At 71.9% G+C, this 26,068-nt stretch carries 19 protein-coding genes; 14 read left to right on the top strand and 5 right to left on the bottom strand.

Annotated features, from left to right (window positions below; translation table 11 throughout):
- Positions 1-31 precede the first annotated feature (31 nt).
- From LZ198_RS03675 to LZ198_RS03660, 4 genes are all read left to right on the top strand, one after another.
- The gene (locus LZ198_RS03675) at positions 32-2,116 is read left to right on the top strand and encodes a BTAD domain-containing putative transcriptional regulator (RefSeq protein ID WP_253970459.1); all 2,085 of its coding nucleotides are present in this window, start codon (positions 32-34) and stop codon (positions 2,114-2,116) included.
- Positions 2,117-2,199: 83 nt separating this feature from the next.
- Positions 2,200-3,675 carry a hypothetical protein gene (locus LZ198_RS03670; protein ID WP_253970458.1) on the top strand — a complete coding sequence of 492 codons (1,476 nt, stop codon included), beginning with the start codon at positions 2,200-2,202 and terminating at the stop codon, positions 3,673-3,675.
- 18 nt (positions 3,676-3,693) lie between these two features.
- Positions 3,694-3,933 (top strand): hypothetical protein, encoded by a 240-nt coding sequence (locus LZ198_RS03665; protein WP_253970457.1) that lies wholly within the window; start codon positions 3,694-3,696, stop codon positions 3,931-3,933.
- Between the two features lie 190 nt (positions 3,934-4,123).
- On the top strand, positions 4,124-5,311 hold the full coding sequence (locus LZ198_RS03660; protein WP_253970456.1) for a PAS domain-containing sensor histidine kinase: 1,188 nt from the start codon (positions 4,124-4,126) through the stop codon (positions 5,309-5,311).
- A 29-nt stretch (positions 5,312-5,340) separates the two neighbouring features.
- Here the strand turns inward: LZ198_RS03660 and LZ198_RS03655 are convergent, their stop codons facing one another.
- The gene (locus tag LZ198_RS03655) at positions 5,341-6,276 is read right to left on the bottom strand and encodes a DMT family transporter (protein ID WP_253970455.1); all 936 of its coding nucleotides are present in this window, start codon (positions 6,274-6,276) and stop codon (positions 5,341-5,343) included.
- A 70-nt stretch (positions 6,277-6,346) separates the two neighbouring features.
- On the opposite strand from LZ198_RS03655, the gene LZ198_RS03650 reads away from it, so the two are divergent.
- Entirely contained in the window at positions 6,347-7,132 is a 786-nt protein-coding gene (locus tag LZ198_RS03650) for an AraC family transcriptional regulator (protein WP_253970454.1), read from the top strand.
- 11 nt (positions 7,133-7,143) lie between these two features.
- On the opposite strand, the gene LZ198_RS03645 is transcribed toward LZ198_RS03650, so the two are convergent.
- Positions 7,144-7,542: a cupin domain-containing protein gene (locus tag LZ198_RS03645; protein WP_253970453.1), complete on the bottom strand. Its 399-nt coding sequence runs from the start codon at positions 7,540-7,542 to the stop codon at positions 7,144-7,146.
- A gap of 263 nt (positions 7,543-7,805) precedes the next feature.
- On the opposite strand from LZ198_RS03645, the gene LZ198_RS03640 reads away from it, so the two are divergent.
- From LZ198_RS03640 to LZ198_RS03600, 9 genes are all read left to right on the top strand, one after another.
- Positions 7,806-8,159: a nuclear transport factor 2 family protein gene (locus LZ198_RS03640; protein WP_253970452.1), complete on the top strand. Its 354-nt coding sequence runs from the start codon at positions 7,806-7,808 to the stop codon at positions 8,157-8,159.
- Positions 8,160-8,507: 348 nt separating this feature from the next.
- A complete protein-coding gene (locus LZ198_RS03635) occupies positions 8,508-9,671 on the top strand; it encodes a hypothetical protein (protein ID WP_253970451.1) in 1,164 nt (387 codons plus the stop codon).
- Positions 9,672-9,861: 190 nt separating this feature from the next.
- Positions 9,862-11,709 (top strand): M48 family metallopeptidase, encoded by a 1,848-nt coding sequence (locus LZ198_RS03630; protein ID WP_253970450.1) that lies wholly within the window; start codon positions 9,862-9,864, stop codon positions 11,707-11,709.
- A gap of 272 nt (positions 11,710-11,981) precedes the next feature.
- On the top strand, positions 11,982-12,560 hold the full coding sequence (locus LZ198_RS03625; RefSeq protein ID WP_253970449.1) for a NapC/NirT family cytochrome c: 579 nt from the start codon (positions 11,982-11,984) through the stop codon (positions 12,558-12,560).
- Positions 12,557-12,754 (top strand): hypothetical protein, encoded by a 198-nt coding sequence (locus tag LZ198_RS03620; RefSeq protein ID WP_253970448.1) that lies wholly within the window; start codon positions 12,557-12,559, stop codon positions 12,752-12,754. The genes LZ198_RS03625 and LZ198_RS03620 overlap by 4 nt, the downstream gene beginning before the upstream one ends.
- Positions 12,751-13,110: a c(7)-type cytochrome triheme domain-containing protein gene (locus LZ198_RS03615; RefSeq protein ID WP_253970447.1), complete on the top strand. Its 360-nt coding sequence runs from the start codon at positions 12,751-12,753 to the stop codon at positions 13,108-13,110. Before LZ198_RS03620 ends, LZ198_RS03615 begins: the two co-directional genes overlap by 4 nt.
- A complete protein-coding gene (locus LZ198_RS03610; RefSeq protein ID WP_253970446.1) occupies positions 13,097-15,277 on the top strand; it encodes a hypothetical protein in 2,181 nt (726 codons plus the stop codon). The genes LZ198_RS03615 and LZ198_RS03610 overlap by 14 nt, the downstream gene beginning before the upstream one ends.
- Positions 15,267-15,695: a hypothetical protein gene (locus LZ198_RS03605; protein WP_253970445.1), complete on the top strand. Its 429-nt coding sequence runs from the start codon at positions 15,267-15,269 to the stop codon at positions 15,693-15,695. Before LZ198_RS03610 ends, LZ198_RS03605 begins: the two co-directional genes overlap by 11 nt.
- Before the next feature lie 26 nt (positions 15,696-15,721).
- Positions 15,722-18,052 carry an Ig-like domain-containing protein gene (locus LZ198_RS03600; RefSeq protein WP_253970444.1) on the top strand — a complete coding sequence of 777 codons (2,331 nt, stop codon included), beginning with the start codon at positions 15,722-15,724 and terminating at the stop codon, positions 18,050-18,052.
- Between the two features lie 296 nt (positions 18,053-18,348).
- On the opposite strand, the gene LZ198_RS03595 is transcribed toward LZ198_RS03600, so the two are convergent.
- Genes LZ198_RS03595 through LZ198_RS03585 form a run of 3 tightly spaced genes read right to left on the bottom strand, consistent with a single transcriptional unit; the run spans position 18,349 to position 26,002 of the window.
- Positions 18,349-21,816, bottom strand: a complete 3,468-nt coding sequence (locus tag LZ198_RS03595; RefSeq protein ID WP_253970443.1) for a hypothetical protein — start codon at positions 21,814-21,816, stop codon at positions 18,349-18,351.
- The gene (locus tag LZ198_RS03590) at positions 21,810-22,349 is read right to left on the bottom strand and encodes a DUF1318 domain-containing protein (protein ID WP_253970442.1); all 540 of its coding nucleotides are present in this window, start codon (positions 22,347-22,349) and stop codon (positions 21,810-21,812) included. The genes LZ198_RS03595 and LZ198_RS03590 overlap by 7 nt, the downstream gene beginning before the upstream one ends.
- Positions 22,346-26,002 (bottom strand): hypothetical protein, encoded by a 3,657-nt coding sequence (locus tag LZ198_RS03585; protein WP_323381888.1) that lies wholly within the window; start codon positions 26,000-26,002, stop codon positions 22,346-22,348. Before LZ198_RS03585 ends, LZ198_RS03590 begins: the two co-directional genes overlap by 4 nt.
- Between the last annotated feature and the right edge of the window lie 66 nt (positions 26,003-26,068).

Genomic DNA, 26,068 nt, shown 5'->3' with positions numbered 1-26,068 from the left:
GTCGGAACTGTGACGGTAGGAGGCGACCCGGGTGGATGGATCGCAATGGCGGGCGCAGGTCTTGGGATTGGCGCAGCTCTGGGGCCCGGACGGGCAGCGGGTCAGGTTGGAGCGCCGGGCCGCGGTGGCCCTCGCCTGGCTGGCGTTGAACGGGCCCTCTCTCAAGTCCTCGCTCTCCGCGCTGCTGTGGCCCGACTCGCCTCCCTCCACCGCGCGCAACAACATGCGGCAGCTGCTGCGGCGCCTGCGGCTGGCGAGCGGCGGGGCCCCGCTGGTGGACGCGGACACGGAGCGGCTGGCGCTGGCGGAGGCGCTGCGGGTGGACGTGGCGGTGATGAAGGGCGCCGCGGAGGCCCGTCAGGCCGCCCAGGTCCTGGAGGCGCTGTGGTCCGAGGAGTACTCGCTGCTGGCGGGCTATGACTTCGACGACTGCCCGGAGCTGGAGCGCTGGCTGGAGGGCGCGCGCGCGGGCGTCGACGGCTGGGTGCGCGAGGCGCGGGAGGCGCGCATCGCGGGCTTCACGCTGGACGGCAACTGGGTGGACGCGCTGGAGCTGGCCCAGCAGTGGGCGCGGCTGGAGCCGGAGTCCGAGCAGGCCGGACGCCACGTCATGCGGCTGTTCTACCTCCAGGGGGATCGCGGCGCGGCGCTCGCGGCCTTCGAGCGGCTGCGCGCCGCGCTGTCGCGGGAGCTGGATGTCTCGCCGCTGCCGGAGACGCTGGAGCTGGCGCGCGACATCGAGAAGGGCTCCCAACGTCCGCGCACCTCCCCGAGCCTGCGCGTGCTGCTGCCGCTCACGGTGCTCCGCCCCCCGGTGCTGGTGGGCCGCGAGGCCACGTGGCGGCAGTTGGAGGAGGGCTGGGAGCGGGGGCAGATGCTGTTCATCTCCGGCGTGCCGGGCAGTGGCAAGAGCCGGCTGGCGGAGGAGTTCGCGACGGCGCGGGGGCGCTGGGGGCGGATCGAGGCGCGGATCGGCGACCAGGACGTGCCCTTCGCCTCCCAGGCGCGCGCGTTCCGGACGCAACTGACGCGCTGGCCCGGCGTCCGGCTGCCGGACTGGGTGCGCACGGAGCTGTCCCGGATCCTCCCCGAGCTGGGGGACCCGTACCTGCTGCCGCCGCTGCACTCCGAACCCGCGATGCTGCGCTTCTACGAGGCCCACGTGGTGGCGCTCCAGATGCTCCACGAGCACGAGGACATCAGCGTCGCGGACGACATCCAGTACTGGGACAAGGCCAGCTCGAAGGCGTTCACCTATGCCCTCTCCCGCCTGCCGGACGCCGTGGCCTCCGGCGTCAAGCCGCTGCGCTTCATCGACTGCTATCGCCGGGGAGAGCTCGCGCCCTACGCGCAGATGCACATCCAGCAGCTCGTGGAGCTGGGCATGGCGCGCATCGTGGAGGTGGACGCGCTGACGCCCGAGGATGTCCGGGCGATGGTGGCGAGCATGAAGCTGCCCGGCGCGGAGGCCCACGCGGAATCGCTGGCGCGCTACACGGGCGGCAACCCGCTGTACGTGGTCGAGACCTTGAAGCACCTGCTGGAGACGGACTCGCTGGAGAAGGACTGGCCGCACCGGCTGCCGCCGCCGGGACGGGTGGGGCACCTCATCCAGCGGCGCCTGGAGCGGTTGTCCCCCCTGGCCCTCCAGCTCGCGCGCCTGGCGGCGCTCGCCGGTGGCGCCTTCCGCGTCTCCCTCGCGCCCGCGGTGCTCCAGGCCACCTCGGAGGACCTCCGCGGGGCGCTCGGCGAACTGGAGGCCGCCCAGGTCCTGATGGACGAGCGGTTCAGTCATGACCTCGTGCTGGAGGGTGTGCGCGCCAGCATGTCCGCCGCGGACATGCGCACCCTCCACGGTCACCTCGCCACCGCGCTGGAGTCGGAGCGCGCCCCGGCCATCCTGCTCGCGCACCACTGGCTGGAGGCGGGACAGGTGGAGCGGGCCCTGCCGCACCTGCTCACGTCCGCCCACTCGGATGAGCAGGTCCTCCCCCCGGAGCAGGCCGCGGACCACTACGCCCGCGCCGCGGCGCTGATGCAGTCCATCGGCCGGTTGGAGGACGCCGCCCGCGCCCGCGCCTCGGAGGCACGCTGTCGCGCCCGCGCCTCGGCCTGAGCCCGCGGCGAAACTCCACGTCGGAACTCCCGATAATCTGGAAGTGTCCGAAGGACGTCCTGGACACGAACCGAGGGGGCGCGATGGGTTCCAATCTGCGAGTGGGTGAGCGGCGCGTCCGGATGGCACCGGCGGCGCCGGAAGAGAACGTGCTGGCGCCCGAGGTCCAGGGCCCGCCACCCCCCCCCGCGGCCACCCCGGTGTCCTCGCCCTCGCCCGCGTCGACGGGGCCGGAGGACTCGTTCACCCCCCGCGCGAGCGGCCGGGCCTCGCGCCGCAATCCCCTCCGCGTCCCGCCTCCGCCCGCCAGGCCGCTGGAACAGGAGCTGCGCGCCGACCCGCGCTTCAGCCGCCTGGGCGAGCCCACCCAGGCGGCGGTGTTGGAGCGCGCGCGAGCGGTGGGGAACGAGCCCATCGCCCGGCAGAACCTGAGGGACCTGGCGACGAGCGACGGCTTCGCCCGACTCCCTGAAGCCCAGCAGCGCTCGCTCCTGGACCTCCAGGGGCGCACGCCGCTGGACCGGCAGCACACCGAGCGGCTCCAGGGGCTGGCGGACAGCCCCCAGTTCCAGGGCCTGGACGAGGCGGTGCGCGGCAACGTGCTGGCGCAGCTCTCGCAGCACCCCACGGATGGGGGCGCCCAGGACACGCTCTCGCGGCTCGCCACGGCGCCAGGCTTCGCGCGGCTGCCCGTGGACGACCAGCAGCGGCTGCTCCACTTCGTCGGCGGCACCAACCCGAGCCAGTCCACGCCGGCCCGGCGGGAGCTGGGCCGGCTGCTGGCGGACCCCGGCTTCCAGGGCGCGGACGCGGCGGGACAGCAGGCCCGGTTGGGGACGTTCCTCACCCAGCAGCCCAGCACGCCCGGGCTCGTCGCGGGGCTCGAGCAGGACCGCCAGACGCGGCCCTGGCAACCGGGCATCTTCCACGGCCCCACCGCGGTGCGGAACCACCGCTTCAACTCCGGGCGCGCGGACGCGGACCGCTACGAGGTGGAGCTGGAGGGGCGCCGCGTCCCCATCTTCATGCCGCGCAACCCGGACCCCGCCCAGGGCCACCTGCCCACCATCGGCCAGGTGGTGCATGGCCTGTCGGTGATGCCCCCTTCCAGCCGGGCCTCCGTCACGGAGGTGAACGTGGAGCCGGGCCGCAACCCGCAGGACGCGCGGTGGGCGGGCCGGTCCAACGACCCGAACTTCCGCTCGTACATGACGGCGGGCGCGGACGGCGTCATCCGCATCTACCCGACGGCGCAGCCCCAGTCCCAGGCGGTCATGAACGACAGCCTCATCCACGAGACGGGGCACATCCTGGCGCTCGGGCGCTGGGGCAACGACAGCGAGAGGGACCGGGGCTGGGCGCCGTGGCGCTCCGCCATCCAGCGCGACGGCATCCGCCCCTCCCGGTATGGCGCCTCCACGCCGGCCGAGGACTTCTCGGAGGCGCTGGTGCTCTACCACCGCAGCCGGGGCACGCCCCAGGAGCGGGAGTTCCGGGCGATGATGCCGGAGCGCTTCCGCCTCATCGAACGGCTATTGTCGGAGCCGCGGACCCGCTGAGCCTTTGGAGGTTGCGCCATGGCCAGGTCGACACGGCATCTCGGCACCATCGTCTACATCGACGGAGAGACCCGGCAGGAGGTCTCCCGGGTGAAGAGCGCCCAGCTCCCCAAGTCGGAGCGCTTCGCCACGACGCGCGAGGGAATCGTGCCGGTGGTGAAGGTGATTGCCTATACCGAAGGGGACCGCCGCATCGTGCGGGAGTTCGGCCCGGAGGGTGAGCTGCTGCGCTCGACCGTGCAACTGCGCGAGCCCTGACGCGCCCCGGCTGGCGGGCAGGCAGGCCGTCTGTCGCCTTTCCGACACGCTGCGCCCGACGTGGCTGGCATGCACGGTTCACGTGCGTTGTCCATCCATCAGGAGGGCGGGGAAAGGGTTCACTGGCTCCCGTTCGTGTGGTGTCGTCTCCATGGGTCGTCCATTGGAAAAGAACGTCGATTCACACCCGATGTCCGGCGTCACGTACGCCACCGAACGAGAGACGGGCGAGGCCACCCTCGATACGGCCGCCCAGCTCCACCTGCTCATCGACAGCGTCCGCGACTACGCCATCTTCACCCTCGACGTGACGGGGCGCATCGCCAGTTGGAACGGAGGGGCCGAGCGCATCAAGGGCTACCGGGCCGAGGAGATCCTCGGACAGCACTTCAGCCGCTTCTATCCCCCGGAGGACGTGGCGTGGGGCAAGCCGGCGTGGGAGCTGGAGGTGGCCACGCGGGAGGGCCGCTTCGAGGACGAGGGCTGGCGGGTGCGCAAGGACGGCAGCCGCTTCTGGGCCAACGTCGTCATCACCGCGCTGCGGGACTCGACCGGCCGCCTGGTGGGCTTCGGCAAGGTGACGCGCGACTTCACCGAGCGCAAGCGCGCGGAGGAGGTGCGGGAGATGGAGCGGCTGCGCGAGGCCCTCCAGGCGCGCGACGAGTTCCTCTCCGTCGCCTCGCACGAGCTCAAGACGCCGCTCACCTCGCTCCAGCTCAAGCTGTCGTCCCTGCTGCGCCTGGCGGAGGGCGCGCCGGAGGCGGGGCTTCCGGGCTCGCGACTGGCGAAGGACCTGGAGCTGGCGCGCCGTCAGGTCCGCAAGCTGACGGACCTCATCGAGGACCTGCTCGACGTGTCGCGCATCAGCGCGGGGCGCCTGCAACTGTCGCCCGCGCCCATGGACCTCGCGGCCCTGGTGGACGAGGTCGTGGCGCGCAACGCCCCCCTGTCGACCCAGGCGGGCAGCCGGGTGGACGTGGAGGCGGTGTCCCCCGTCCCCGGACGGTGGGACCGCGAGCGGCTGGACCAGGTGGTGACGAACCTCCTGGCCAACGCGCTGAAGTATGGCGCGGGCAGGCCGGTCCTCGTGCGCCTGGGGCTCGAGGCGGACACCGTGGTGCTGAGCGTGACGGACGAGGGCATCGGCATCTCGCGGGAGGACCTGCCGCGCATCTTCGAGCGCTTCGCGCGAGCCGTGTCCGAGCGCCGCTACCACGGCCTGGGCCTGGGCCTGTTCATCACCCAGCAGGTGGTGCTCGCGCACGGGGGCACGGTCGACGCGCGGAGCGTGCCCGGGGAGGGGTCGACGTTCACGGTGCGCCTGCCGCTGTCGGTGCCCACCCCGGTGAAGCCGCCCGCCGCGCCGGGAGACGCCTGAGCCGCGGGCGCGCGCCTTTCGCTCGGGGCTCAGGTCGTCCCGGTCTCCAGCGCCTGCTGGGGCCGCAGCAGCCCCGCCGCGCTGACGATGAGGATGCCGGTGAGCACCAGCACCGCGCCCACGGCGAAGGACAGCTCCGCGCGCTCGTTCAGCACGAGGATGCCCGCGGTGACCCCGAACAGGGGCGTCATGAAGGAGAAGACGGACAGGCTGGCGGCCAGGTAGCGCCGCAGCAGCCAGAACCAGGTGAGGTAGCTGGCGAAGCAGACGACGACCCCCTGGAAGAGCAGGCTCGCCCAGGCCACCGGCGCCAGGTCGAGGGGGCCGGCCTGTCCGGTGAGCAGGGCCACCGGGAAGAGGAGGGCCGCGCCGCCCGCCAACTGGTAGAGCAGCGTCTGGGTCGGCGGCGCGTCGGACAACGCGGAGACGCGAATCACCACCGTGGTGGCGCCCCAGGCCAGCCCCGCCAACAGCCCCAGCAGGTCGCCCCAGAGCACGTCCGGGCTGATGCCGCCGCGCAGCCAGCCGCCGCCGAACGCGAGCACGATGCCCGCGAACGACACGGCGATGCCCAGCCACTGCGTGCGCCGCATCCGCTCCGACGGCACCCACCAGTGCAGGCCCAGCGCGGCGAAGACGGGCGCGGTGTAGAGGAAGACCGCCATGTGCGAGGCGTTCGTGTGGCGCAGGCCCTCACCCACGAAGAGGAACTCCGCGGAGAACAGCGCGCCCGCGAGCAGCCCGGGCCGCCAGGGCCCGTGGCGCAGGAGCCCCCGCTCGCCCCGGACCCAGCACAACAACCCCACCAGCAGCGCGCCCGCGCCCGAGCGCAGCGCCATCTGCATCATGGGCGGGACATGGGGCGCGGCCAGCTTCACGGCCACCTGCTGCATTCCCCAGATGGCGCACAGCACGAGCATGGTCCCGAGCGCGAAGCCATCCACGGGTTTCCGATGAGAACTCATGCGCCCATCCTGCGGCTGACGGGGCTGATTGATATAGCGAAGTTCCGACAACCCATGCGGAGAAGCCGCCATGGCGAAACAGCTCCAGGTTCCCTTCACCTCAAAGCTTCCACACCCCGTGTATTTCCGGACGGCCAGCCTGCCGGACGCGGCGACGTACCCCCGTCACCGCCACCCGTGGGGCGAGTTCGTCTACGCCTTCAGCGGGGTGATGGAGCTGAAGCTGGCGGGCAGCCACTACCTGGCGCCGCCGCAGTACGGCATCTGGCTGCCGCCGGACGTGGAGCACCTGGGCATGAACCGCTCCGAGGCGAGCCACTGCTCGCTCTACCTCGCGCGGGAGTGGTGCCGGGCGTTGCCGAAGACGACGTGCGCGCTGGCGGTGAGTCCGCTGGTGAAGGCGCTGCTGGAGCACCTGCGCGCCAACGGCGTGGACCAGCCCCGCACCAGCGCCGAGCGCCGGCTGCTACGGGTGCTCATCGACCAACTGGCGCGGGCGCCCGCCCAGGGCAGCTACCTGCCCATGTCCGACGACCCGCTGCTGGGGCCGGTGCTCACCGCGCTCGAGGCGCACCCGGAGGACGCGCGCTCCCTGGAGGCGTGGGCGGAGCGGCTGCACACCACGGAGCGCACGCTGGAGCGCCGCTGCCAGCAACACCTGGGGTTGTCCTTCAGCGAGTGGCGCCAGCGCCTGCGGGTCGTCAAGGCGCTGGCGCTCCTGGAGCAGGGGCGCTCGGTGGAGTCCATCGCCCTGGACCTGGGCTACGCCAGCGCCTCGTCCTTCATCGCGATGTTCCGGCGGATGACGGGCACCACGCCGGACAAGGTCCGCAGCCACGGCTTCGTGGCTTCGTGAGCGCGTGGGGCTCACTGCATCGTGGGCTGGGCCTCCTCACCGCGGCGAGCGTGGGGGCGCGCGTAGTCCTCGGCGCCGGTGAAGTCCACGGCGCGGCAGGGCTCGTTGCCCACGACCCAGGCGTCGTGGCCGGGCGGGATGAACGCGACGTCCCCCGGCCCCAGGTCGAACTCCTGGCCATCCCGCATCTGGATGTGGAGCTTCCCGGAGACGATGTAGAGGGTGTGGACGACCTCGCAGCTTTCGGTGCCCGCCATCGGCTTGACGTCCTTCGACCACCGCCAGCCGGGCTCGAAGATGCCCCGGCCCACGGTGATTTCGCCCAGCTTCAGGATGGAGGCCTCGCCGTGCGCGGCGAAGGGGCGGCGCTCGTCCGCCTCGTTGACTCGCTTGATGATGGCGCGTGCCATGGTTTCGTTCCCCCCTGTGGAGATGGGAGGCCGGCCTGCGCCGACCTCGGGTCCTCGGAAGAAGGTGGGGACCGGCGAGGGCGGATGAGGGCCAGGCGCCTCGGGAGGCCCGGGCGCACGGCTGCCCGGCGGGCCAGGAGAGCGGGCGCTGGTCCCGCTCCCCGCGCACCGGTCCAGAAACCTGACAGACCGCTGTCCCGCCCCGGCGCGACCTTGTGCCCACCCACGACGGACCTCACCGTCGGGGCTCGAGGAGGTGGCGCATGGCAGGCAATCCAGGGGAGGTCGTGCAGGCGTACTTCGATGCTTGGAACACCCGGGACGAGGCGAAGCTGCGGGGCACGCTCGCGCCCGAGGTCCACTTCGTGGGCGCGCTCGGGAGCGCCGAGGGCGTCGAGGCGTGCGTGAAGGGGCTCGTCAACGGCATGTGGAAGGTCTCGCCCCGCGTGACGGTGGTGCGCCGCTTCGTGGACGGCGACGACGTGCTGACCTGGTTCGAGATCCAACCCTTCGGCGGTGACGCGGTGCCGGTGGCCAACTGGAGCCATGTCGAGCACGGGCGCATCACCCGCATCCGCGTCACCTTCGATCCGCGCCCCATCCTCGCGAAGCAATGACTTGCGCCCAGCTCGCGACAGTCGTTGCTTTTTGACGGGTATCTCCGATGGGCGTCTGGCGCGCATTCACTGCAAGTGAATGCGCGTCCGAATCCCAGCCGGCCGCTGCTCCGTGCCGCCTTTCACAAATCGAAATGCGACATTCCACGAGGGATTTCGTTAATTCCATGCTTAGGCCGAATCGGGTGTCTGGGACGCACGTTCCGCCCGCTGGCGGCCGAAGTGTCGTTTCACCTCGTGACCCGTGACACGGGGCTCCTGGAGGGGCCGTGTCCTCGGGCAACAACATCTCGGACCGAGTCTGAGAGGAATCGGAGACGTGGCATGTCGTTCATCGGTGGAAGGTCAATGAAGGGCTGGGGTTGGGGCGCGATGCTCGTGGCGGGTCTGGTCGGCTGTGGTCAGGAGCCGGCCCAGAAGCCCGCTCCCGAGCAGGAGGAGATCAAGTCGGTGGAGGCGCAGGCGCAGTTGCTCCAGCCCCCCGCGGGTTGTACCGAAATCACGATGGGCGAGCTGGCCAACGGCATCGAGCTGACGCCGACCATCTACGCGCAGCAGCCGACCTATCGGGGCAACTTCAACAGCTTCGGCGACCCGGCGTTCGCGGACCTGGCGCGCATCCGCCTGGACCTGAACACGGCGCCCGGTCTGTATGACCTGTCCGTGGGGGGCGGCAACCTCTTCACGTGCGAGCGGTGTGTCTATGGCTACCAGGACGTGGGGAGCCCGGGGGAGAAGTTCTTCGTCGCCGACTCCGGCACGCTCCTCCTGGCGGTGAAGCTGTCGCCGCAGCAGACCATCGGCGCGCTGGCGAACGTGACGCTGCGCGAGGCGGCGGACGCCGCGCCGTTCAACGCGCCCTACTTCGGCAGCGCGGTGGTGCCGGGCGGCGAGTGCCGGTGGCTCCGCTTCGCGACGTGGAACACGGTGCGCCAGGGCGGGTGTGATCCCCGCCAGGGCTCGCTGACGGCCAACCTGCCGGACACCGCCTGCGTCCCGGACGACTACGCGGCGACGGACGGTACGCTGGAGCGCGCGCTGGGGACCAAGGTCCAGGGCGAGGCCTGCACCAAGACGGCCGCCCCGAGCGCGTACGAGCTGGCGTCGACGGACTGCGAGCAGGGCTATGCCTGCACCGACCTGCTGTCGGACGACGCCCAGTGCCTCAAGACGTGTGACTTCATGGCGGCCAACCCCGGCTGCCCCTCCGGCACCGTCTGCGGCGTGTATGGCCTGTGCATCGAGCAGTCCGTCCTCGAGCCGATCGGCTTCGCGTTCGACCCGGCGCCCATCGGCCAGAACTGCAGCGTCAACTTCGCCGAGTTCTGCGGCGCCGAGGGCGCCCGCGGCGTGTGCGTGGACCTGAACCGCGACGGGCTCGGCGAGTGCCACCCCTACCGCCGCGCCCGTTCCGAGTGCGGCGCGGGTGAGGAGCTGGGCTACATGAGCTACCCGCTCTCCGGTGGCGGCTTCGACCGCGGCTACGGCTTCTGCTACCACGACGGCCTCTGAGTCACCCTCGCGCTGCCCGGGCCCCGTCGAGCGGCCCGGGCAGCGGCGTTCCCCGCGTGCCCTGGCTTCCGGAGAGGTGTCCCGGGATGTCCGGGTGTGCGGGGGCCGTGTCCCGTCGAGCCTCGGGGACACACGAGCGGGAGTAGGGCGCGTGATGTGCGGTGCGGTATCCTCGCGGGCGAGCTCTGCCATGTCCTCGTCCCCCAAATCCCCCGGCGTCGTTCGCAGTTATGTGTTGCCCGTCCTGTGGCTCTTCGCGCTGCCGCTCTTCGGACTCTGGTTCTCCGCTCACGCGACGAACCGGTTCGATGCGCAGGTGCTGGAGGCCGTCGAGAAGCAGATTGCCCAGGACACGAAATCCAGTGAGACGGAGCGCCAGGAGGCCCTGGCCTTCTTCCGCGCGGTGCCCGCCTCGGCGGCGTGCCTGGGTGACGACGAGGAGCTGACGAACCTCCGCAACAGCCTCGGGGAGGCCTGCTCGGACGTGAAGCAGTACGGGTGGGCGAACAGCGGCTCCTGGGCCTTGCTGGGGTTGGCGCTCGCCTCCACCCTCATCGCGCTCCTGTGCGGCCTGGCCGCGTTCGTCTCGCGCCCCTTCCAGTACGGCAGCTTCGTGGTGGGCTGGGTGCTCTTGCGCATCACCGGCGCGTTGCAGGTGCTGGGACAGGGCGCGTTGCTCGTGTGGCTGTCGTACTGGGTGACGGCGCTGTGGCTCCAGCGCTACTCCCCCAAGCTCATCCTCTGCATGGCGCTCCTGGCGGGCGCCGCCGTGTTCATGGTGGTGGTGGCCATCTTCCGCCGCCCGTCCATGGACTTCGACGTGGAGGCGGAGGAGGTCACCGAGGAGGGCGCCCCGGAGCTGTGGGATTGCGTGCGGGACCTGTGCCGCAAGCTCCAGACCCGTCCCCCCGACCACATCCTCGCGGGCATCGACGCGAACTTCTTCGTCACCGAGCACGACGTCCGCGTGGGCGAGCGCACCCTCTCCGGCCGCACGCTCTTCGTGAGCATCTCCCTGCTGCGCCTGCTCGAGCGCTCGGAGGCGGAGGCCGTGCTGGCGCACGAGATGGGACACCTGTTGGGCGGCGACACGGGCCACAGCAAGCGCCTGGCGCCGATGCTCGCGCACTTCGGTGACTACCTCCGGGCGCTGCATGAGGGGGGGCTGACGCGGCCCGTCTTCTACTTCATGCGTGCCTATCGCGGGCTGTTCGAGCTGTCGCTGGGCCGCAGCCGGCGCGCCAGCGAGCTCGCGGCGGACCGGCTCGCGGCGGGGGTCACGTCGGGGCAGGACATCGCCCGCTCGCTGGTGAAGGTGGGCGCCTACTCCAGCTTCCGGGACCGCGTGGAGGCGAAGCTCTTCGCCCACGACGCGCAGCACGAGGCGGTGGCCATCGCGCAGCGGGTCTCCCACGGCTTCTCCGAGTATGCCCAGTCGGACGCCGTGAACGAGGACCTCATCGGCGCCGTGACGCCGCACCCGTTCGACTCCCATCCGCCCCTCGCCGTGCGCATGGAGAACGTGGGCGCGCGCCTGTCGTCGGAGGACATGACCCAGGTGCTGCTCGAGCCCGTGGCGTCCTCGTGGGCCACCACCATCCTGGACGCGGACGGCATCGAGGGCCGGCTGTGGGGCGTCTACGAGGCGCGCTTCTCCGAGGCGCACGACCTGGCGCTGGCCTACCGCTACGAGCCGGCCACGGACGCGGAGCGGGAGCACGTGGAGAAGCACTTCCCGCCGCTCACCTTCGAGGGCAAGGAGCCCGGGTTCGAGGCCCGCATGGACTTCGCGCAGGTGAGCTACGAGGAGTGGGAGGCCCCCGTCCACTTCGACGAGGTGGCCTCCGCCGCCACCGCCGAGCGCATGTTCAAGAAGTACCTGGACCTGCAGATCTCCGGCGAGGGGCGCTCCAAGCTCAAGCGCTCCATCTGCTTGAGCAAGCTGCAGGACCCGGACGCGCTGCTGCGCGCCTTCGAGCGCTACCTCGGTCGCCACAAGGTGATGCGGGAGCACCAGGCGAACTCGCGGGCGGCGTGAGTCCCTGAGGCTCCGGTGGTCGAGGGCCCGCCTCGCTGGATTCGCGGGCGGGCCTTCCCACGACGTCGAGCCTCGGAGCCGGATGGCGCGCAGGTTTTGCGCTCACCGGATACGTCGTGCAGATTTTGCGTGTCATTGGCCGGGCATCTGGCGTGGCGACGCATGATTTGGCGTTGAGACGTCATTGTGGGTTCACGCGGCCATGAGGCTCCTGTAGAGAGGTGGGAGCGAGGTGCCGCCTGCCCACCCTCTTGATAGTGATTGTCATCGCCGTGGCGGTCTTGGTCGCGCTGATTGCCTCCGCGGCGGGAGTCCTCACCGCGAGCCATCTGGGGCGACTGGTGTTGCTCGCCGGCCTGGCCATCCTCCCGCTGGTCGTCACCGGCGCCGGGGTGGCGGTGGGCGTGCGCGAATCGTCCCAGACGCAGTTCTGCATGAGCTGTCACGAGATGGAGCCGTACGGCAAGAGCCTCTTCGTGGACAACCCCACGGCGCTGTCGGCGGTCCACTACCAGAAGCGGCTCATCAGCCGGGACACCACCTGCTACGCGTGCCACACGGACTACGCCCTCTTCGGTGACGCGAAGGCGAAGCTCAACGGCCTCAAGCACGTCTGGGTCCACTACTTCGGCACCATCCCCGAGCGGCCCAAGCTCTATCAGCCGTACCCCAACTACAACTGCCTGCACTGCCACAGCGACGCGCGGAGCTTCCTGGAGGCCCCCCCACACCAGGACCTCCAGGCGGAGCTCCAGAGTGGCGCGAAGTCGTGCCTGGGCTGCCACGACCTCGCGCACGACCTGGAGGGCGTGAAGGCCCAGAACTTCTGGCTGCCGGAGCGACGACCATGACCCACGAGAAGCGCATCCGGAGGGCGGCCCTGCTCGTGCTGGCGGGGCTCCTGGTCCAGCTCTTCACCACCCTGTTCTGGTCGCCCATCACCTTCGTGGTGTTCACGGCGGTCGGGGTGCCGCTGGTGCTGCTGGGCGTCTGTCTCTACGGGGTGACCGTCTGGAAGATCCTCCAGGAGCGCAAGGCGCTATGAGCACTCGGACTCCCGGGGCCCAGGGTGCGCGGGCCGTGCTTCAGCGCTGGCGATGGTGGGTGGCGCTCGTCGTGCCGCTGCTCTTCGCGTCCCCCATCCTGGCGGTCAATACGCCCCAGGATGTCCGGCTCCCGCCGCTCGAGCCACGCGCGGCGCCCGTCCCCGCGCGGTTCTCGCACTGGGCTCACGAGACGCAGCGTTGCTACACCTGTCATCCCGGGGTGTTCCCCCAGGCTCCGCTGGGCTTCACCCACCAGGACATGCGGGAGGGCCGCTACTGTGGAAGCTGCCACGATGGCCGGGCCGCCAAGGCGCCGGCCTCCATGCGCTGCGAGGCCTGCCATGCGCCTCGTTGACCTGGGCTCCCTGGGGATGTGCGTGCTCCTGTTCGCCACGGCGACGCCCGCGCGCGCGCAGACCCAGGAGGAGAAGCGCCGGCAGCTCCAGGAGCGGCTGGGCATCCAGCGACCTCCCACGCCCGCGCCCTCGGGCCAGGGCAGCGCGGACGCGGGCTCCCCCGAGTCACCGGGGGCGCCCACCGCGCCGACCGGGGCGACGACCCCACCGGTGGCGACCCCGTCCGCGCCCCGGCCAGGCGCCGCGGCGCGACCTCGTGGCCCGACGTTCGCGGACGACGCCCGGCCCATCCTCGCGGCCCGGTGTGGCTCCTGCCATCGCCCCGAGGGCATGGCCGGGAAGACGCGCTGGGTGCTGCGCGGTGATGGCTCGGACCTCGAGAGCACGCTGCGCTTCGTGAAGGTGGATGCCGCCGCGCAGAGTCCCCTGCTCAAGAAGGGGACCGGCGCCACCCTCCATGGCGGCAAGAAGTCGCTCGCGGCGGAGTCACCGGAGTACGCCACGCTGGTGAAGTGGATCGACGCCGGCGCGCCCGCGGGTCGTGCCGTCGCCGTGGCCGTGGAGGCCCCACCGCCTCCGGCCCCTTCCGCTTCCGCGCGCCCCTCGACGGTGGCGACCTCCTCCGAGCCGTCCGCGCCCGCGCGCGTGGCGGAGGCTTCCCCTCCGCCGCCGACTCCCGTCGCACAGGCGGTGGACGCTCCCGCGGCTCCCGTCGCACAGGCGGTGGACGCTCCCGCGGCGCCCGCCGTCTCCGACGATACGCTCCGGTTCGCTCCCCGCATCCACGAGCAGCTCCTGGCGGGCTGCGCGGGCTGCCACGCGGCGGATGGCTTCGCCGGGTCCACGCGCTACGTGGCCGGCTCGGAGCCCGAGCCGCACCTGCGGACCGTGTTGGCCCTGGTGACGCCCGGCTCCGTGGCCACGAGCCTGCTGTATCAACGCGCGCGCGGTGACGCCCACCAGGGCGGCGCGGTGTGGGAGCAGGGGAGCGCGGAGCTCGCGCTCCTGGCCCGATGGATCGACGGGGGCGCGCACGGGGCCGCGAAGCCCGCCGTGGCCACCGCTCCGTCTCCCGCTCCGGCCGTCGCCGTGGCGGCGCCTCCCCCCGCCGAGCGCCCCGCCGCGTCCTCGGGTGGGCCTCCGCCGGGTGTCCAGCTCGGCACCTTCCCCGTGCTCGGCTCGCTCACGCTCAACGGGCGCTTCGACCTCAACTACGAGCGCCTGGGCTACAACGACCAGCCGTTCCAGGGCGGGGCGTCGAACGCGCTGCGCAGCTACCACCACTTCCTCTTCCTGACGCGTCAGTCCACGTCGGACCCGGTGACGCTCACGCTGGAGATGCTGTCGCTCCAGTTCTGGGAGGTCGGCTACCGCGTCAGCGGCGAGGACTGGCCGGTGAAGGTCTCCGCCAAGGCGGGCAAGGTGCTGGTGCCCTTCGGCGCGGAGCCGCTGTTCCACCACAGCTACGGCGGCCTCGCGGGCTTCGACCAGAAGGTGCTGCCGCCCGTGTTCGCGCGCGAGGGCGTGACGGCGAACGTGCAGCGCCGTGAAGGGCCGTTCCTCCTCTCCGCGGATGTCTACGTCATCGCCGGCTACCAACTGCGGCGGGCCGACTCCGTGCTCAACCTCCAGTCGGACTTCGCCCCGCTGGAGCAGACGCGCCTGGGCCTCGGGACGCGGTTGGGGGGCTCCTGGGGGCCGCTCAGCCTGTGGTACTCGGCCTACTACAACTCGCTCGGGTTCGGCCGGAGGCTGTTCCTCCAGTCGCTGGACGTCGCGTCGTGGCGCCCCCGGGGCCTGCCGGTGCTGGAGCGCTTCTCCCTGGCGGCGGGGTTCCTCCGCGCGGACGTCTCCGGCGGCGAGGCGGAGGGGTATGGCGGTCCCGGCGCGGACTACTACCACTTCGCCAGCTACTTCCAGTTGCGCTTCCATCCCACCGACTGGCTCTACCTGCAATACCGGCAGGGGCTCCGCACCTTCGGCAACCAGCGCGGGCAGATTCTCGACTCCACCGCGCTCACGCGTGAGGACGCCTCCGCCCACAACGTGGGCGCGGTCGCCCGGTGGAAGGGCTTGAGCGTGGGCCTCTTCCAGTTCTGGAACCTGGAGAAGGTGGACGAGGTTGCGGACGACTTCACGCGACTGGTGGTGGCGTATGAGTTCTAGGCTCCGACCCCTGGTCGCATTGCTCCCGCTCCTGTTCATCCAGGGCTGCGCGGATTTCCACCGGGGAGACCCCACCGCCGACGCGGGCACTCCGTCCGGCGGGGATGGTGGCGGCGCGGGGGATGGCGGAGGTGACGCGCCTTCCTTCGCCACCGACGCGCACCCCCTGCTGCTATCGGGTTGTCAGTCCTGCCATCGCGCTGGCGGCGCCGCGGGCAACACCGGCTTCGTGCTGACGGGTGATGCCGACGGGGACTTCCAGGCGGCGAGCGCCCTGACCGACACCGCGGCTCCCGCGGGCAGCCGCCTGCTGCGCAAGGCGTCCGGGGCGGGACACGGCGGAGGCGCCATCTACGCGGACGGCACTCCCGAGTACCAGACGCTCCTGGCGTGGATCGCCGGAGGCGCGCAGCCATGACACACGCACTTCCCGGGAGGGACCCGATGAGACGAACGCCACTGCTCCTGGTCGCCGGGGTGTCCTGCCTCCTCACGCTGGGGGCCTGCGCGAAGCTGGAGACGGCGAACCCGGGCATCACCACGACCGGGGCGCACTCGGTGCTCGTGGGGCAGACGCTCCAGCTCACCGCCGCCACGCGCGAGGCCACGGACGACGGCTACACGTGGGAGAGCGAGGACCCGGCCATCGCCACGGTGGACGACACCGGCCTGGTGACGGGCGTCGGCGTGGGCGAGACGGCGGTGAAGGTCGTGGGGACTCGCTCCCGACTGGAGGGGCGTCACGCGGTGGTGGTGGTCGGCCCGTCGGCGGGAGACGCCGGCGTGGACCCCTCTCAGGTGCCCTACTTCGTGGCCTGGGCGGGCTCTCCGCACGCGGACACCACGGCGGAGGCCTTCTCGCACTGGAACGCGGAGGGGCTCGTGCCCACGACGTGTGCGCGCTGCCACAGCTCGGAGGGCTACATCGATTTCCTGGGCGGGGATGGGTCCGCTCCGGGGCGCGTGGATGCGCCGGGAAAGACGCAGTCCGTGGTGCGCTGCGAGACGTGCCACGACAGCGCGGCGTCTGGGCTGACGGCCGTCGAGTTCCCCTCGGGCAAGGAGGTCACCGGGCTGGGCGCGGAGGCGCGGTGCATGGTGTGCCACCAGGGACGCGCCTCCGGGAGGGACATCGACGCGGCGGTCGCCGACGCGGGCGTGGTGGGGGAGGACACGGCCTCGCCGGCCCTGGGCTTCACCAACATCCACTACTACCCGGCCGCCGCCACGCTCTTCGCCGGTCAGGCGGCCGGGGGCTACCAGTACGCCGGACAGGTCTATGACACGCGGTTCCGCCACGTGCCGGACTTCGACAAATGCAACGAGTGCCACGACCCGCACTCCACCCGCGTCCGGTGGGATGCCTGCGCGACCTGCCACCCGGGCGTCACGGACGTCACCCAGGCGTGGAACATCCGGCAGATGGCCTCTCGCAACCAGGACTACGACGGCGACAAGAACCGCACGGAGGGCATCTATTACGAAATCCAGGGGCTGCGCGAGAAGCTGCTCGCCACCATCCAGCGCTACGGCGCGGAGCGGGCGCAGTCGCTCTGCTACGGGAATGCCCATCCCTACTGGTTCCGCGACGGTGACGGCAACGGGACGTGCTCCACGGCCGAGTCCGTGAGCACCAACGCGTATGCGAGCTGGACGCCCCGGCTCCAGAAGGCGGCGTTCAACTATCAGTTGGCCCGCGTCGATCCGGGCGCGTTCGCGCACAACGCGAAGTACATCATCCAGCTCCTGCACGACTCGATTCAGTCGCTCAACGGTGTGCTGGTCGACCCCTTCGACACGTCCTTGTTGGTGCGCAACGACCCGGGCCACTTCAACGGCGCGAGCAAGGCCGCGCGCAACTGGGACTCGAGTGAGTCCGTGCAGGCGGGGTGCTCGCGCTGCCACAGCGGCGCGCAGGGCTACCGGTTCTTCGTGCAGTACGGCGTGGGGCAGACGGTGCCGGAGACGGCCAACGGGCTGGAGTGCTCCACGTGCCACGAGAGCTTCGCGCCGGACTATGCCGTCTACGTGCCTGCGAAGGTGTGGCTGCCGGATGGCACCACGGTGACCCTGCCCGGCCAGGACAATCTCTGCGCGAACTGCCACATCGGCCGCGCCTCGAAGTCCACCATCGACACGGCGTTGGCGGCCGGTGGGACGCCCCGGTTCCAGAACGTCCACTACATGCCGGCCGCCGGGACGCGTGAGGGCACGCTGGCGCGCGCGGGCTACGAGTATCCGGGCCGGACGTACGCCGGGCGGCTCTCGCACATGGGAGGGGCGCAGTGCACGAGCTGCCACGTCCCCGGCGTGAGCAACCACACCTTCCGCATCGCCGACGTGTGGAACACGCGCTGCGAGACGTGTCACGCCGACCAGGACTCGGCGGACCAGATTCGCAACGTCCACCTCCTGGACTACGACGGCGACGGCAACACCTCCGAGTCGCTCCGCGCCGAGGTGGATGGCATGGCCGCGCGCTTGATGACCGCCATGCGCGGCGTGACGGCCAATGGCCTCTGCTACAACGGCGACGTCAATCCGTACTTCTTCAAGGACACGGACAAGGACGGCACGTGCAGCGCGACGGAGGCCGTCTCCGCGAACGGGTTCGCGCCCTTCACCCCCGCGCTCGTCAAGGCCACCCACAACTACCAGTTGAGCCGGAAGGACAAGGGGGCCTGGGCCCACAACTTCAACTACGTGGGGCAGCTCTTGTTCGACAGCGTGGAGGACCTCACCGGCGCGGTGCCCGGGAACATGGTGCGTCCGTAGTCTCCGCGCCGTGCCGTCCTGTGTCGGGGGGCGTGAGCGCCCCCGTCATGTGGCTCCGCCCGTCGCACGCGTGGAGGAGCCTGAGAGGCGCGTCGGGGCTCGACGTCTGGCCGCTCGCGAGCAGCGCCAGCCTCGCGGCCGGCGAGGCGAGCTGCGCGGCCGTGCGAGGCGAGGCGGGAGCCTGCGCGACGAGACTCGATGCGAGCAGCAGGCTCGAGGGCGGGCCTCCTGACAGCGGGTGGGTGACACCCGATGAGCTGGACGGAGCCCCGCCTGATTTCGACCGGAATTCCCGGTCAGGGCTGGGCGGGGTGCACCAGCACCTCCGGGCTCTCGGGGGCGGGCTTCGCGCCGAGCGCCACGTAGATTTCGAACCACGCCTGATACATGCGCCAGGCCCGGTCCTTCCGCTCCAGGAGGACGCGGTGGGCCTCCTCCACGCGTTGAGTCACATCGAAAGGGAGCTTCGCGTCGCCGGCCGCGTGCAACTGCGCCGCGAACCAGAGGACGTCCAACTGCCCCACGTCGACGGGGGCGTGGGTGCGCTCGAGCAGGGCGTCCGCGTGCTCCAGCGCCTGTCCCAGCCAGCGGGCCGCGTGGGCCGGGTCCTCGCGGTCCACGGCGTTCTCCGCCAGGCGCAGCTCCGCCAGCGTCACCGCGCGGATGTCCTCGTCGCGGTCGGTGTCGTCGAACTGCTCCAGGAACAGGGCGCGGCGCTGCTCGAGCGCCCGCGCGGCGGCGTCCAGGTGGCCAAGCTGAGTCTCCACGTTGGCGCGCAGCCCCGCGGAGATGATGCGGTAGCCGCGCTGCACGTGCTCGGGCGTCGAGTGGGCCCAGCGGAGCGTGTCCTTCACGGCGGGCGTCGCCAGCTCGCGGTCGACCTGGTCCAGGTCCGCCAGGGCGCGCGCGGGCTGCCCGGCGCCCGAGGCCGCGGCGCTGCGTGCCAGCCGCACCACCAGCCGGTTGCGCGCTCCGGCCGCGTCGGTGGCGGTCTCGAGCAGGGGCAGCTCCCGGTCATAGAGCGCCAGCGCGCGCTCGAAGCGGCCCGCCGCGAGGTTGTAGAGGGCGGCGCGGTCCACGGCCAGCGGCAGGAAGCGCGCCGTCAGCTTCGGCGCCGCGTCCACCATGGCCAGGGCCCGCTCCGCGGCCTCCGCGGCCTCCTTCTCGCGGCCCACGTGCAGCAGCGCCCGGGCGCGCGCGAGGGACACGGACAGCCCCGCGCCGTTGTCCACGTAGGGCAGCTTGTCGCGCTGCTCCAGGTAGCCCAGGGCGATGTGGAAGTTGCCCACCTGTGTGTGCAGCGTACCCAGCGCGCCCAGCAGCATGGCCTTGTAGCGCAGGTTGTTGCGCACCAGGTCCAGGGCCACCATGTAGTGGCGGTTGGCGCGCTCGGCGGCGGCCGGGTTGCGGCTGCGCAGGAAGTCCTCGTGGTGGATGGCGCCGTAGAGCGCGTGCACCGCGCGGTCGTTCTTGAGCTCCTGCCACGACGCGCGCAGCTCCTTCACCGCCGCCTGCACCGTCTTCGCGTGGGCCTCGTCGTCCTCCAGCTTCGAGAGCTGCCGGGCCATGAGGTACGCCTTCACGAAGTGCCGCAGGGGCTCGGCCATCTTCTTGGAGGTGGTGGTGACCTCCTTCTCGATGACGTCGGGGCTGACGCCCGCGCGCAGCCGGAGGCTCATGGACTCGACCGCGCTCTCCAGGAAGCCCGTGCGCTTCGTCACCACGTCGAAGTCCGCCCTCGCGTCGTCCATCCGCTGTCGACCGAGCCGGCGGTAGGCGCGGCCCAACATGGCGCGCCGGAACAGGCGCTCGGCCCGGCGGCGCTCCTCGGTGCCAGTCGGCACGTCGTCGACGTAGGCCGTCGCCAGGGCCTCCAGCATCCCATCCGCGCCGAGGCTCGCCGCGCGCTCGACGCCGTCCTGCACCACGGCCCGGCGGCGCAGCGGGTCCTCCTGCTGGTGGTAGAACGCGAGCAGCGCGTCCCGGACGGGCCGGGGAGGGCGCTCCTCGTGCACGGCGTTGACGAGCCGGCCCAGCTCCAGCGCGAACGCGTGGGCGGAGCCGGGCGTGGCCGCGGCGAGCGCCTTCGCCATGGCGGCGTCCGCCTCGTCGTACGGGAGCCCCCGGTAGAGGGTGCGCACCGCGGAGCGGGCGAAGTCGAGCTGGTCGTCCGCCTTGAAGGCCGTGTTCACGGAGAGCCGGAGGGCGGCGGCAATCAGGGCCTCCCGGTCGTCGAGCGCGCGAAACAACCCATCCGCGCGCTCGTACCAGGCCTCCAGCACCGCGCGGGTCGACGTGTCGGTGGGCTGGGCCGCCTCGAACTCCTGGCGCGCCAGCACGAAGTCACCCATGGCCTGGGCCATCTCGCTGCGCACCACGTGCTGGAAGACGGCCGAGGGCGGGCTGGGCGCGGCGGCCGGGTCCAACTGCGCCAGCCGTCGGCGGATGACCGCGCGCAGCTCCTCCACCATGCGGCCGCGCTCGTGCTCCTTCATGTCGCGCCGGTGCTCGATGAGCAGCCGCAGCGGCTCCGCCAGCCCGGCGGTGGCCGGGTCGTTCACGTCGCGCATGTGGTGCGCGTAGAACTCCGCCGCCTCGAAGTCCTCGGAGGCGAGGTGGAACTGGCTCAGCCGCATCATCAACAGCCGGCGCGGCTTGGGGCGCGCCTCGCGCAGCAGCCGCTGGCGGTAGAGCAGCAGTTGGTCCGTGCGCCGCCCCACCATGGCCAGCTCCTCGTTGAGGCGCGGCACGTCCCAGTCGCTGGGCACCTGGCCATCCAACGGGAGCTGGTACACGTCCAACGACTGGTCCCGCGAGCACGTCGCGACGAGCGTCGACGCGGCGGGCGTGGGGTACTGGCAGTTCCAGGAGGCGCTGGTGAGCTGGTCCGGCCCGGCGCTGGTGGCCTGGGTGGACGCGTCGTCACGCGCGGGGGTGAAGGGCGCGCGGAAGAGCACGCCCCGGTCGCTCGCGTCGATGACGCCGTCCGCGTTCGAGTCGGTGAAGAACTGCACCAGGTACACGAATCGCCCGTCGCGGGAGAACGCCGGCTGCCCGGACTGTCCCGGCAGGTCCAGCTCCAGGGCGATGGGCTTCGCGCCGGGCTGGTCCAGCCGCAGGGCCTCCAGGTGGGACGCGGCGCGCGCGGCGAAGCCGGGCCCCACCTGCCGCACGGAGCGCTCCACGGGGACGTACACCAGCCACCGCCCATCCGGAGACAGGGTGGGACTGGTGAGGTTGCGGTCGAGCAACGGGCTCACGCTCATCCGGGGCGACACCGTCACGCGCGACAGCCGCAGGTCGCCCTGGATGGTGGCCCGGCTCACCAGCGCGATGTGGCCCGCGTCGATCCACTCGGCCTGGAGCGCGCTGGTCTCCTCGTCGAGGCAGCGGCGGTTCTCCGCGCTCGGCAGGTCCCGCACGCACAGTTGCCCGCTGGCCTGCTCCCGGAACGAGACGTAGAGCAGGTGCTTCCCGTCGGGGCTGATGCGAGGCCACGTGACGTCCGCGCCCTCGTCGAAGAGCCGCCGCTCGCGTCCCTTCTCCAGGTCCTGGGTGTAGATCTCGGTCGCGATGTTGCGGTTGGACACGAACAGCAGCGTGTTCCCGTCCGGCGCGAGCTGTCCGAGGAACTGGTCCCCCACGCCCACCGTGAGGCGGGTGAGCGTGCGCAGGCCGCCGTCGTTCGCGTCGTCCTGGGCGTGCCCCACGCCGGCCACGAGCACGGACAGGAGCAGCAGGCCGCGGGCCCGGGGCGTCAGCACTTCTTCTCTCCCCAGGTGCCGTCGGCGGCCTCCACCCAGCCGCCGCAGATGACGCCCGCCGCGTGCGCCTGGTGCCAGTTGCGGCGCAGCGCCTCCTCCGGCACCTCCGGACGCACGGTGTGCATCCACTGCCACAACTGCATCCGGGAGCGGTTCACCCGCTCGACCAGGGCGACGTCGTCGACGGACAGCCGGCCCGCGCGGCAGTCGCGCCGGGTCACCGCCAGCAGGCCGTCCTTGCCCTCGCCCACGCAGTGCCGCCACAGCAGGTCGTCGAGCCGGTCCGCCTGCGTCTTGCCGATGTTCTCCACCAGCGGCGTGGGCTGGATGCCCAGCTCCTCCAGTTGGTTGGGGGTGAAGGGCACCGGCGTGGGGTTCATGCCGGCGCGGGCCAGCCGCTGCTCCATCTCCTGGAACGAGCCGGCGGCCTGCTCCTCGAGCGCCGTCGCGCGGTCGACCATGACGATCTCCGGCGCGCGGATGCACCCGGGCGCGCAGAGGGCGGTGAGCAGGAGCAGTCCGCGAAGTTTCATGGCATGGCCCCTGGAGGCGTCATGGTGTTGATGGCGCGGTCGACGATGGGGCCCATGGGGATGCCCCGGATCTCGTCGATGCTGATGAGCTTGGCCAGCCCGCCCATGGTGATGCGCAGGCTGCCGAAGCCGTGGTTGAAGCTCACCCGGACGTGCTCGGGGTAGCCCAGCCGCAGCGCGTAGCGCACGCGGTTGGTCGCCGGGTCCGCGTGCAGCGGGTCCTCGAGGTCGAGCAGGTCGAGCAGGTGGCGGTTGCCGATGCGCAATATCTCCGCGCGGCCGTTGACGCTGCGGTCCTTGGCGGAGACGACCACGGCGATGTTGCCGTCGAAGGGCTCGCCTCGCGACGACTGCACCCCGGTGGCCCGCACGTGGGCCTCCAGGGTGGAGTTGCGCCCCTGCCAGTCCAGCATGCACTGCCCGGTGATGCGGCCGCCGCGCACGCCCATCTCCAACTGGCTCATGGAGAACACGTTCTGGCTGATGGAGAGGTTGCCGGCGAGCGGGGAGATGGTGAGGAGCGGCGTGGTGATGCGCGCCACGGACATGTAGCCGCTGCGCGACATCAGCGGGTGCTGGTCGGCGAAGCGCAGCATCGAGTACGGGTTGAGGTCGCTGTCGCTCAGCAGCTTCACGCCGTCGTCGGTGATGGCCACGTTCTCGTTGAGGGGGACGTTGCCGTCGAGCGTCTCGAGCGTCACCCCGGACTGGGGCAGCTTCAGGTTGACGTTCTGGAAGAGGACGTTGGAGAGCGTCCGGAAGATGACCAGGTCCGGCGAGGACAGCCGGAAGTCGATGGCGACGCTGCCGTCCCCCTCGAAGACGCCGGGCTGGGCGAGCTTCGCCAGCTCCTGGGTGAGCTCCCCGCGCATCGCCAGCCGCCGCCCGTGGTTGCTCAGGTCGAGCTGGCCCTTCACCTTCAGCCCGGTGCCCGTGCCCACGTGGGTCACCTGCAGGTCGGGGACGTGGATGATGCCCTCGGGCGTGCGGCGCGCCGTGAACGTCCCCTCCACGCCCTGGATGGGGTAGGGCAGCGCCGGCTTCTGCTCGAAGGAGCCGAGCTTCAGGTGCTGCCTCACCGCGACCTCGTCCTCCTCCAGCTTGTCGGTGAAGTCGATGTCCGTGTCGCTGGCCAGCGCGGCGAGCGACAGCCGCCGGTCGTTCATGGCGACGGTCAGCTTCTCCACCGTCAGGTTGCTGTGGACGGCGCGCTTGGGGCCGTCGACGCGCGACTCGACGCTCCAGCGCATCCCGGGCAGGTTGATGAAGAGGCCGTCCTGCCTCCAGCGGATGCCGCGCGCGTCCACCAGCGCCGTCCCGTCGAAGTTGGCGGTGCGCGCCGGGTCGGGTGCCACCTTGGGCATCCCGTCCGAAGTGAAGTCCGTGAGCACGCCGCGCAGCGTGCCCTTCACGTCGAACTTCAGCGCGAGCTTGGCGGGCTCCAGCTCCCGGGGGACGCGGGCCTTGGCCAGGAGGGGAGACAAGGGGCCGAGCTCGGGCAGGTCCGCCACCAGCTCCGTGCGGAGCGCGCGTGCCTTGCGGTCGAAGGACAACGACGCGTCGACGGAGACCTTCAGCCCCTCCTGGCTCGCGATGCCCAGGCGCACCGACGGCTTGCGGCGGTCCACGTCGAACGTCACCGTCTGCTGGTGGGCCCCGGTGTCGGTTTCTCCCACGCGGAGGGCCTCGATGCGGAAGTCCAGGTCCCCCTGGTGCCGCCAGGCATCGCCCCGGGAGCGCAGCACGAGCGCGGCGCTGCGGGCGCCCACGTCCTCCCAGCCGGGCCGTTGCAGGCGCACCTCCGTGCGGTGGTCCACCCGCGGCGCGGCGGAGAAGAGCGCCGTGAGCTTCCCCGTGGAGGCCACGCTCACGCCCAGGTGCTGCCAGGGCAGCCGCGCGGCGACGTCGTCGGGCAGGAAGGGACGCGCGGCGGTGAGGTCCGGCGTCTGGAGGTCCAGGGTGTACGCCAGCGCGTCGGCCTCCTTGGTGGCGTTCAGCGTCGCGTGCATCGCCCCCGCGTCGAGCACCAGCCGGGCGCGTCCCTGGCTCGTCCGGGGATCCTCCATCCGCGGACGGACCTCCGACGCGTCGAGCTGCACGCGCACGGGGCCGTCGAGCACCTGGCGCCCCTCCGCCGTCACCACGCGCAGCACGCCCACGGGCAGGTCGGCCTTCCAGGTGAAGGGCGGTTCACCCGCGAGGGGGGCGTCGAGCTTCAGGCCCATCCGCTCCGCGGTGGCGCGAAGCCCGGCGGCGCGCACGTCCAGCGACTCCACCTGCGCGGACAGGGAGGCGTCTCCCGCGACCTGCAGGGGCGAGCCGGGGTCGGGCCGCAACTGGTGTCCCTCGAGCTTGCCCGACGCCTTGGGCATCCGGACCGCGGTGGGGCCCGCGACGTCCAGGCCGCCCAGCGTGAACGTGAGCCGCGCGTCGAGCCCCGTCCGTGCATCCGGCGTGGCCACCAGCGAGACGCGCCCGTCACCGAGCGAGACCCGGAGGTCGTCGCGCGCGAACTGGAACGCGGCGGCCTCGACGTCCAGGCCGAGGTGGCCCTGCGCGCCCAACCGGGGCATCGCGCTCAACGCGATGTCCCGCGCCTCCAGGTGGAGCTTGCCCCGTCCGAGCGTGAACGGCCGCCAGTCCGCGGGGAGCACGCGCAGCGTCCGCTCCAGGTCGATGTCCGCCAGGGCCCGCGTCAACACGGGCGCCGCATCGGAGGCGTCCGGGAGGAGGAGCTGGGCCTGGAGTTCGGCGCTGTCGGCCAGTTGGAGGCGCTCCACGTCGACGGCGACGTGCCGCCGGGCGCCGTCGAACGTCGCCAGCACCGTTCCGTGCAGCAGCGGGCGCACCGCGAAGCGCGTGTCGAAGGTCTGCCGCGCCACATCGAGGTCCACACGCACGCGCGCGGCGCTCGCGCCCAGCTCCGCGGAGAGGGCCAGCTCCAACTGCGCCTGCGCCGGAGCGATGGCGTCACCCTCGCGGCTCACCTCCAGCGGGAGCGGCGCGCCGGGCTGTCCCAGCCGCGCCAGCACCACCCAGGCCGCGTCTCTTGGCTCCACGTCGATGGCGGCCGCCAGCCCGCGCAGCTTCCAGCGCTCGACCACCGCGCCTCGTCGGACGCGCACGGACTCCAGCGAGACGCCGGAGAGGGTGATGTGGCCCACCGGCAGGCCAGCGCCGAGGAGCGCCGCGGGCTGTTGCGAGGTGCCGAGCGGCTCCTCCGTGACGGGAGGAGGCGGCGACGCCGAAGGCGGTCCCGACAGCGCGTCGAGCGACGTGTGGCCCGCGTCGTCCTCCACCAGGGCGATGGCCACGTCGTGCGCTTCCACGTGGGAGACCCGCACCGGTCCGCCGAGCAGGTCGCCGAGCGACCACTTCGCCTCCAGCACGGCGACGCGCAGCAGCTCCGGAGCGACGACGTCGAGGGGCGCGGGGTTTCGCACCACCACGCCCTCCAGCCGCGCGCCGGACGTCAGCGAGACGCGCGCCTGCTGGTAGTCCACCCGCAGCCCCGAGGCCTCCTCCACGAGCGGGAGGATGCGCGCCTTCATCCAGGGCGCGTCGAGGTGATGGAGGGCGATGAGCGCCGCGAGCAGCGCCAGCGCGGGGAGCCCCACGAGCACGAGGAGCACGCCAGCGATGATTCGAGCCAACCGCCGGCGAGGCCGTCCAGCTCCAGGGGATTGCATGGTGTTCGGTCGGTCGAGGTCGGCCCCGGC

This window comes from Myxococcus dinghuensis, from assembly GCF_024198235.1.
GTDB lineage: Bacteria > Myxococcota > Myxococcia > Myxococcales > Myxococcaceae > Myxococcus > Myxococcus dinghuensis.
The sequence above is the reverse complement of the archived record's forward strand: the minus strand, read 5'-3'. Positions and strand labels throughout refer to the sequence as shown.

Bases quoted from the DNA above. Each gene is read 5' to 3' on its own strand.
- LZ198_RS03670 (WP_253970458.1), top strand. From the start codon at position 2,200: ATGGGTTCCAATCTGCGAGTGGGTGAGCGGCGCGTCCGGATGGCACCG.
- LZ198_RS03665 (WP_253970457.1), top strand. From the start codon at position 3,694: ATGGCCAGGTCGACACGGCATCTCGGCACCATCGTCTACATCGACGGA.
- LZ198_RS03660 (WP_253970456.1), top strand. From the start codon at position 4,124: ATGTCCGGCGTCACGTACGCCACCGAACGAGAGACGGGCGAGGCCACC.
- LZ198_RS03655 (WP_253970455.1), bottom strand. From the start codon at position 6,276: ATGAGTTCTCATCGGAAACCCGTGGATGGCTTCGCGCTCGGGACCATG.
- LZ198_RS03650 (WP_253970454.1), top strand. From the start codon at position 6,347: ATGGCGAAACAGCTCCAGGTTCCCTTCACCTCAAAGCTTCCACACCCC.
- LZ198_RS03645 (WP_253970453.1), bottom strand. From the start codon at position 7,542: ATGGCACGCGCCATCATCAAGCGAGTCAACGAGGCGGACGAGCGCCGC.
- LZ198_RS03640 (WP_253970452.1), top strand. From the start codon at position 7,806: ATGGCAGGCAATCCAGGGGAGGTCGTGCAGGCGTACTTCGATGCTTGG.
- LZ198_RS03635 (WP_253970451.1), top strand. From the start codon at position 8,508: ATGAAGGGCTGGGGTTGGGGCGCGATGCTCGTGGCGGGTCTGGTCGGC.
- LZ198_RS03630 (WP_253970450.1), top strand. From the start codon at position 9,862: ATGTCCTCGTCCCCCAAATCCCCCGGCGTCGTTCGCAGTTATGTGTTG.
- LZ198_RS03620 (WP_253970448.1), top strand. From the start codon at position 12,557: ATGACCCACGAGAAGCGCATCCGGAGGGCGGCCCTGCTCGTGCTGGCG.
- LZ198_RS03615 (WP_253970447.1), top strand. From the start codon at position 12,751: ATGAGCACTCGGACTCCCGGGGCCCAGGGTGCGCGGGCCGTGCTTCAG.
- LZ198_RS03610 (WP_253970446.1), top strand. From the start codon at position 13,097: ATGCGCCTCGTTGACCTGGGCTCCCTGGGGATGTGCGTGCTCCTGTTC.
- LZ198_RS03605 (WP_253970445.1), top strand. From the start codon at position 15,267: ATGAGTTCTAGGCTCCGACCCCTGGTCGCATTGCTCCCGCTCCTGTTC.
- LZ198_RS03600 (WP_253970444.1), top strand. From the start codon at position 15,722: ATGAGACGAACGCCACTGCTCCTGGTCGCCGGGGTGTCCTGCCTCCTC.
- LZ198_RS03590 (WP_253970442.1), bottom strand. From the start codon at position 22,349: ATGAAACTTCGCGGACTGCTCCTGCTCACCGCCCTCTGCGCGCCCGGG.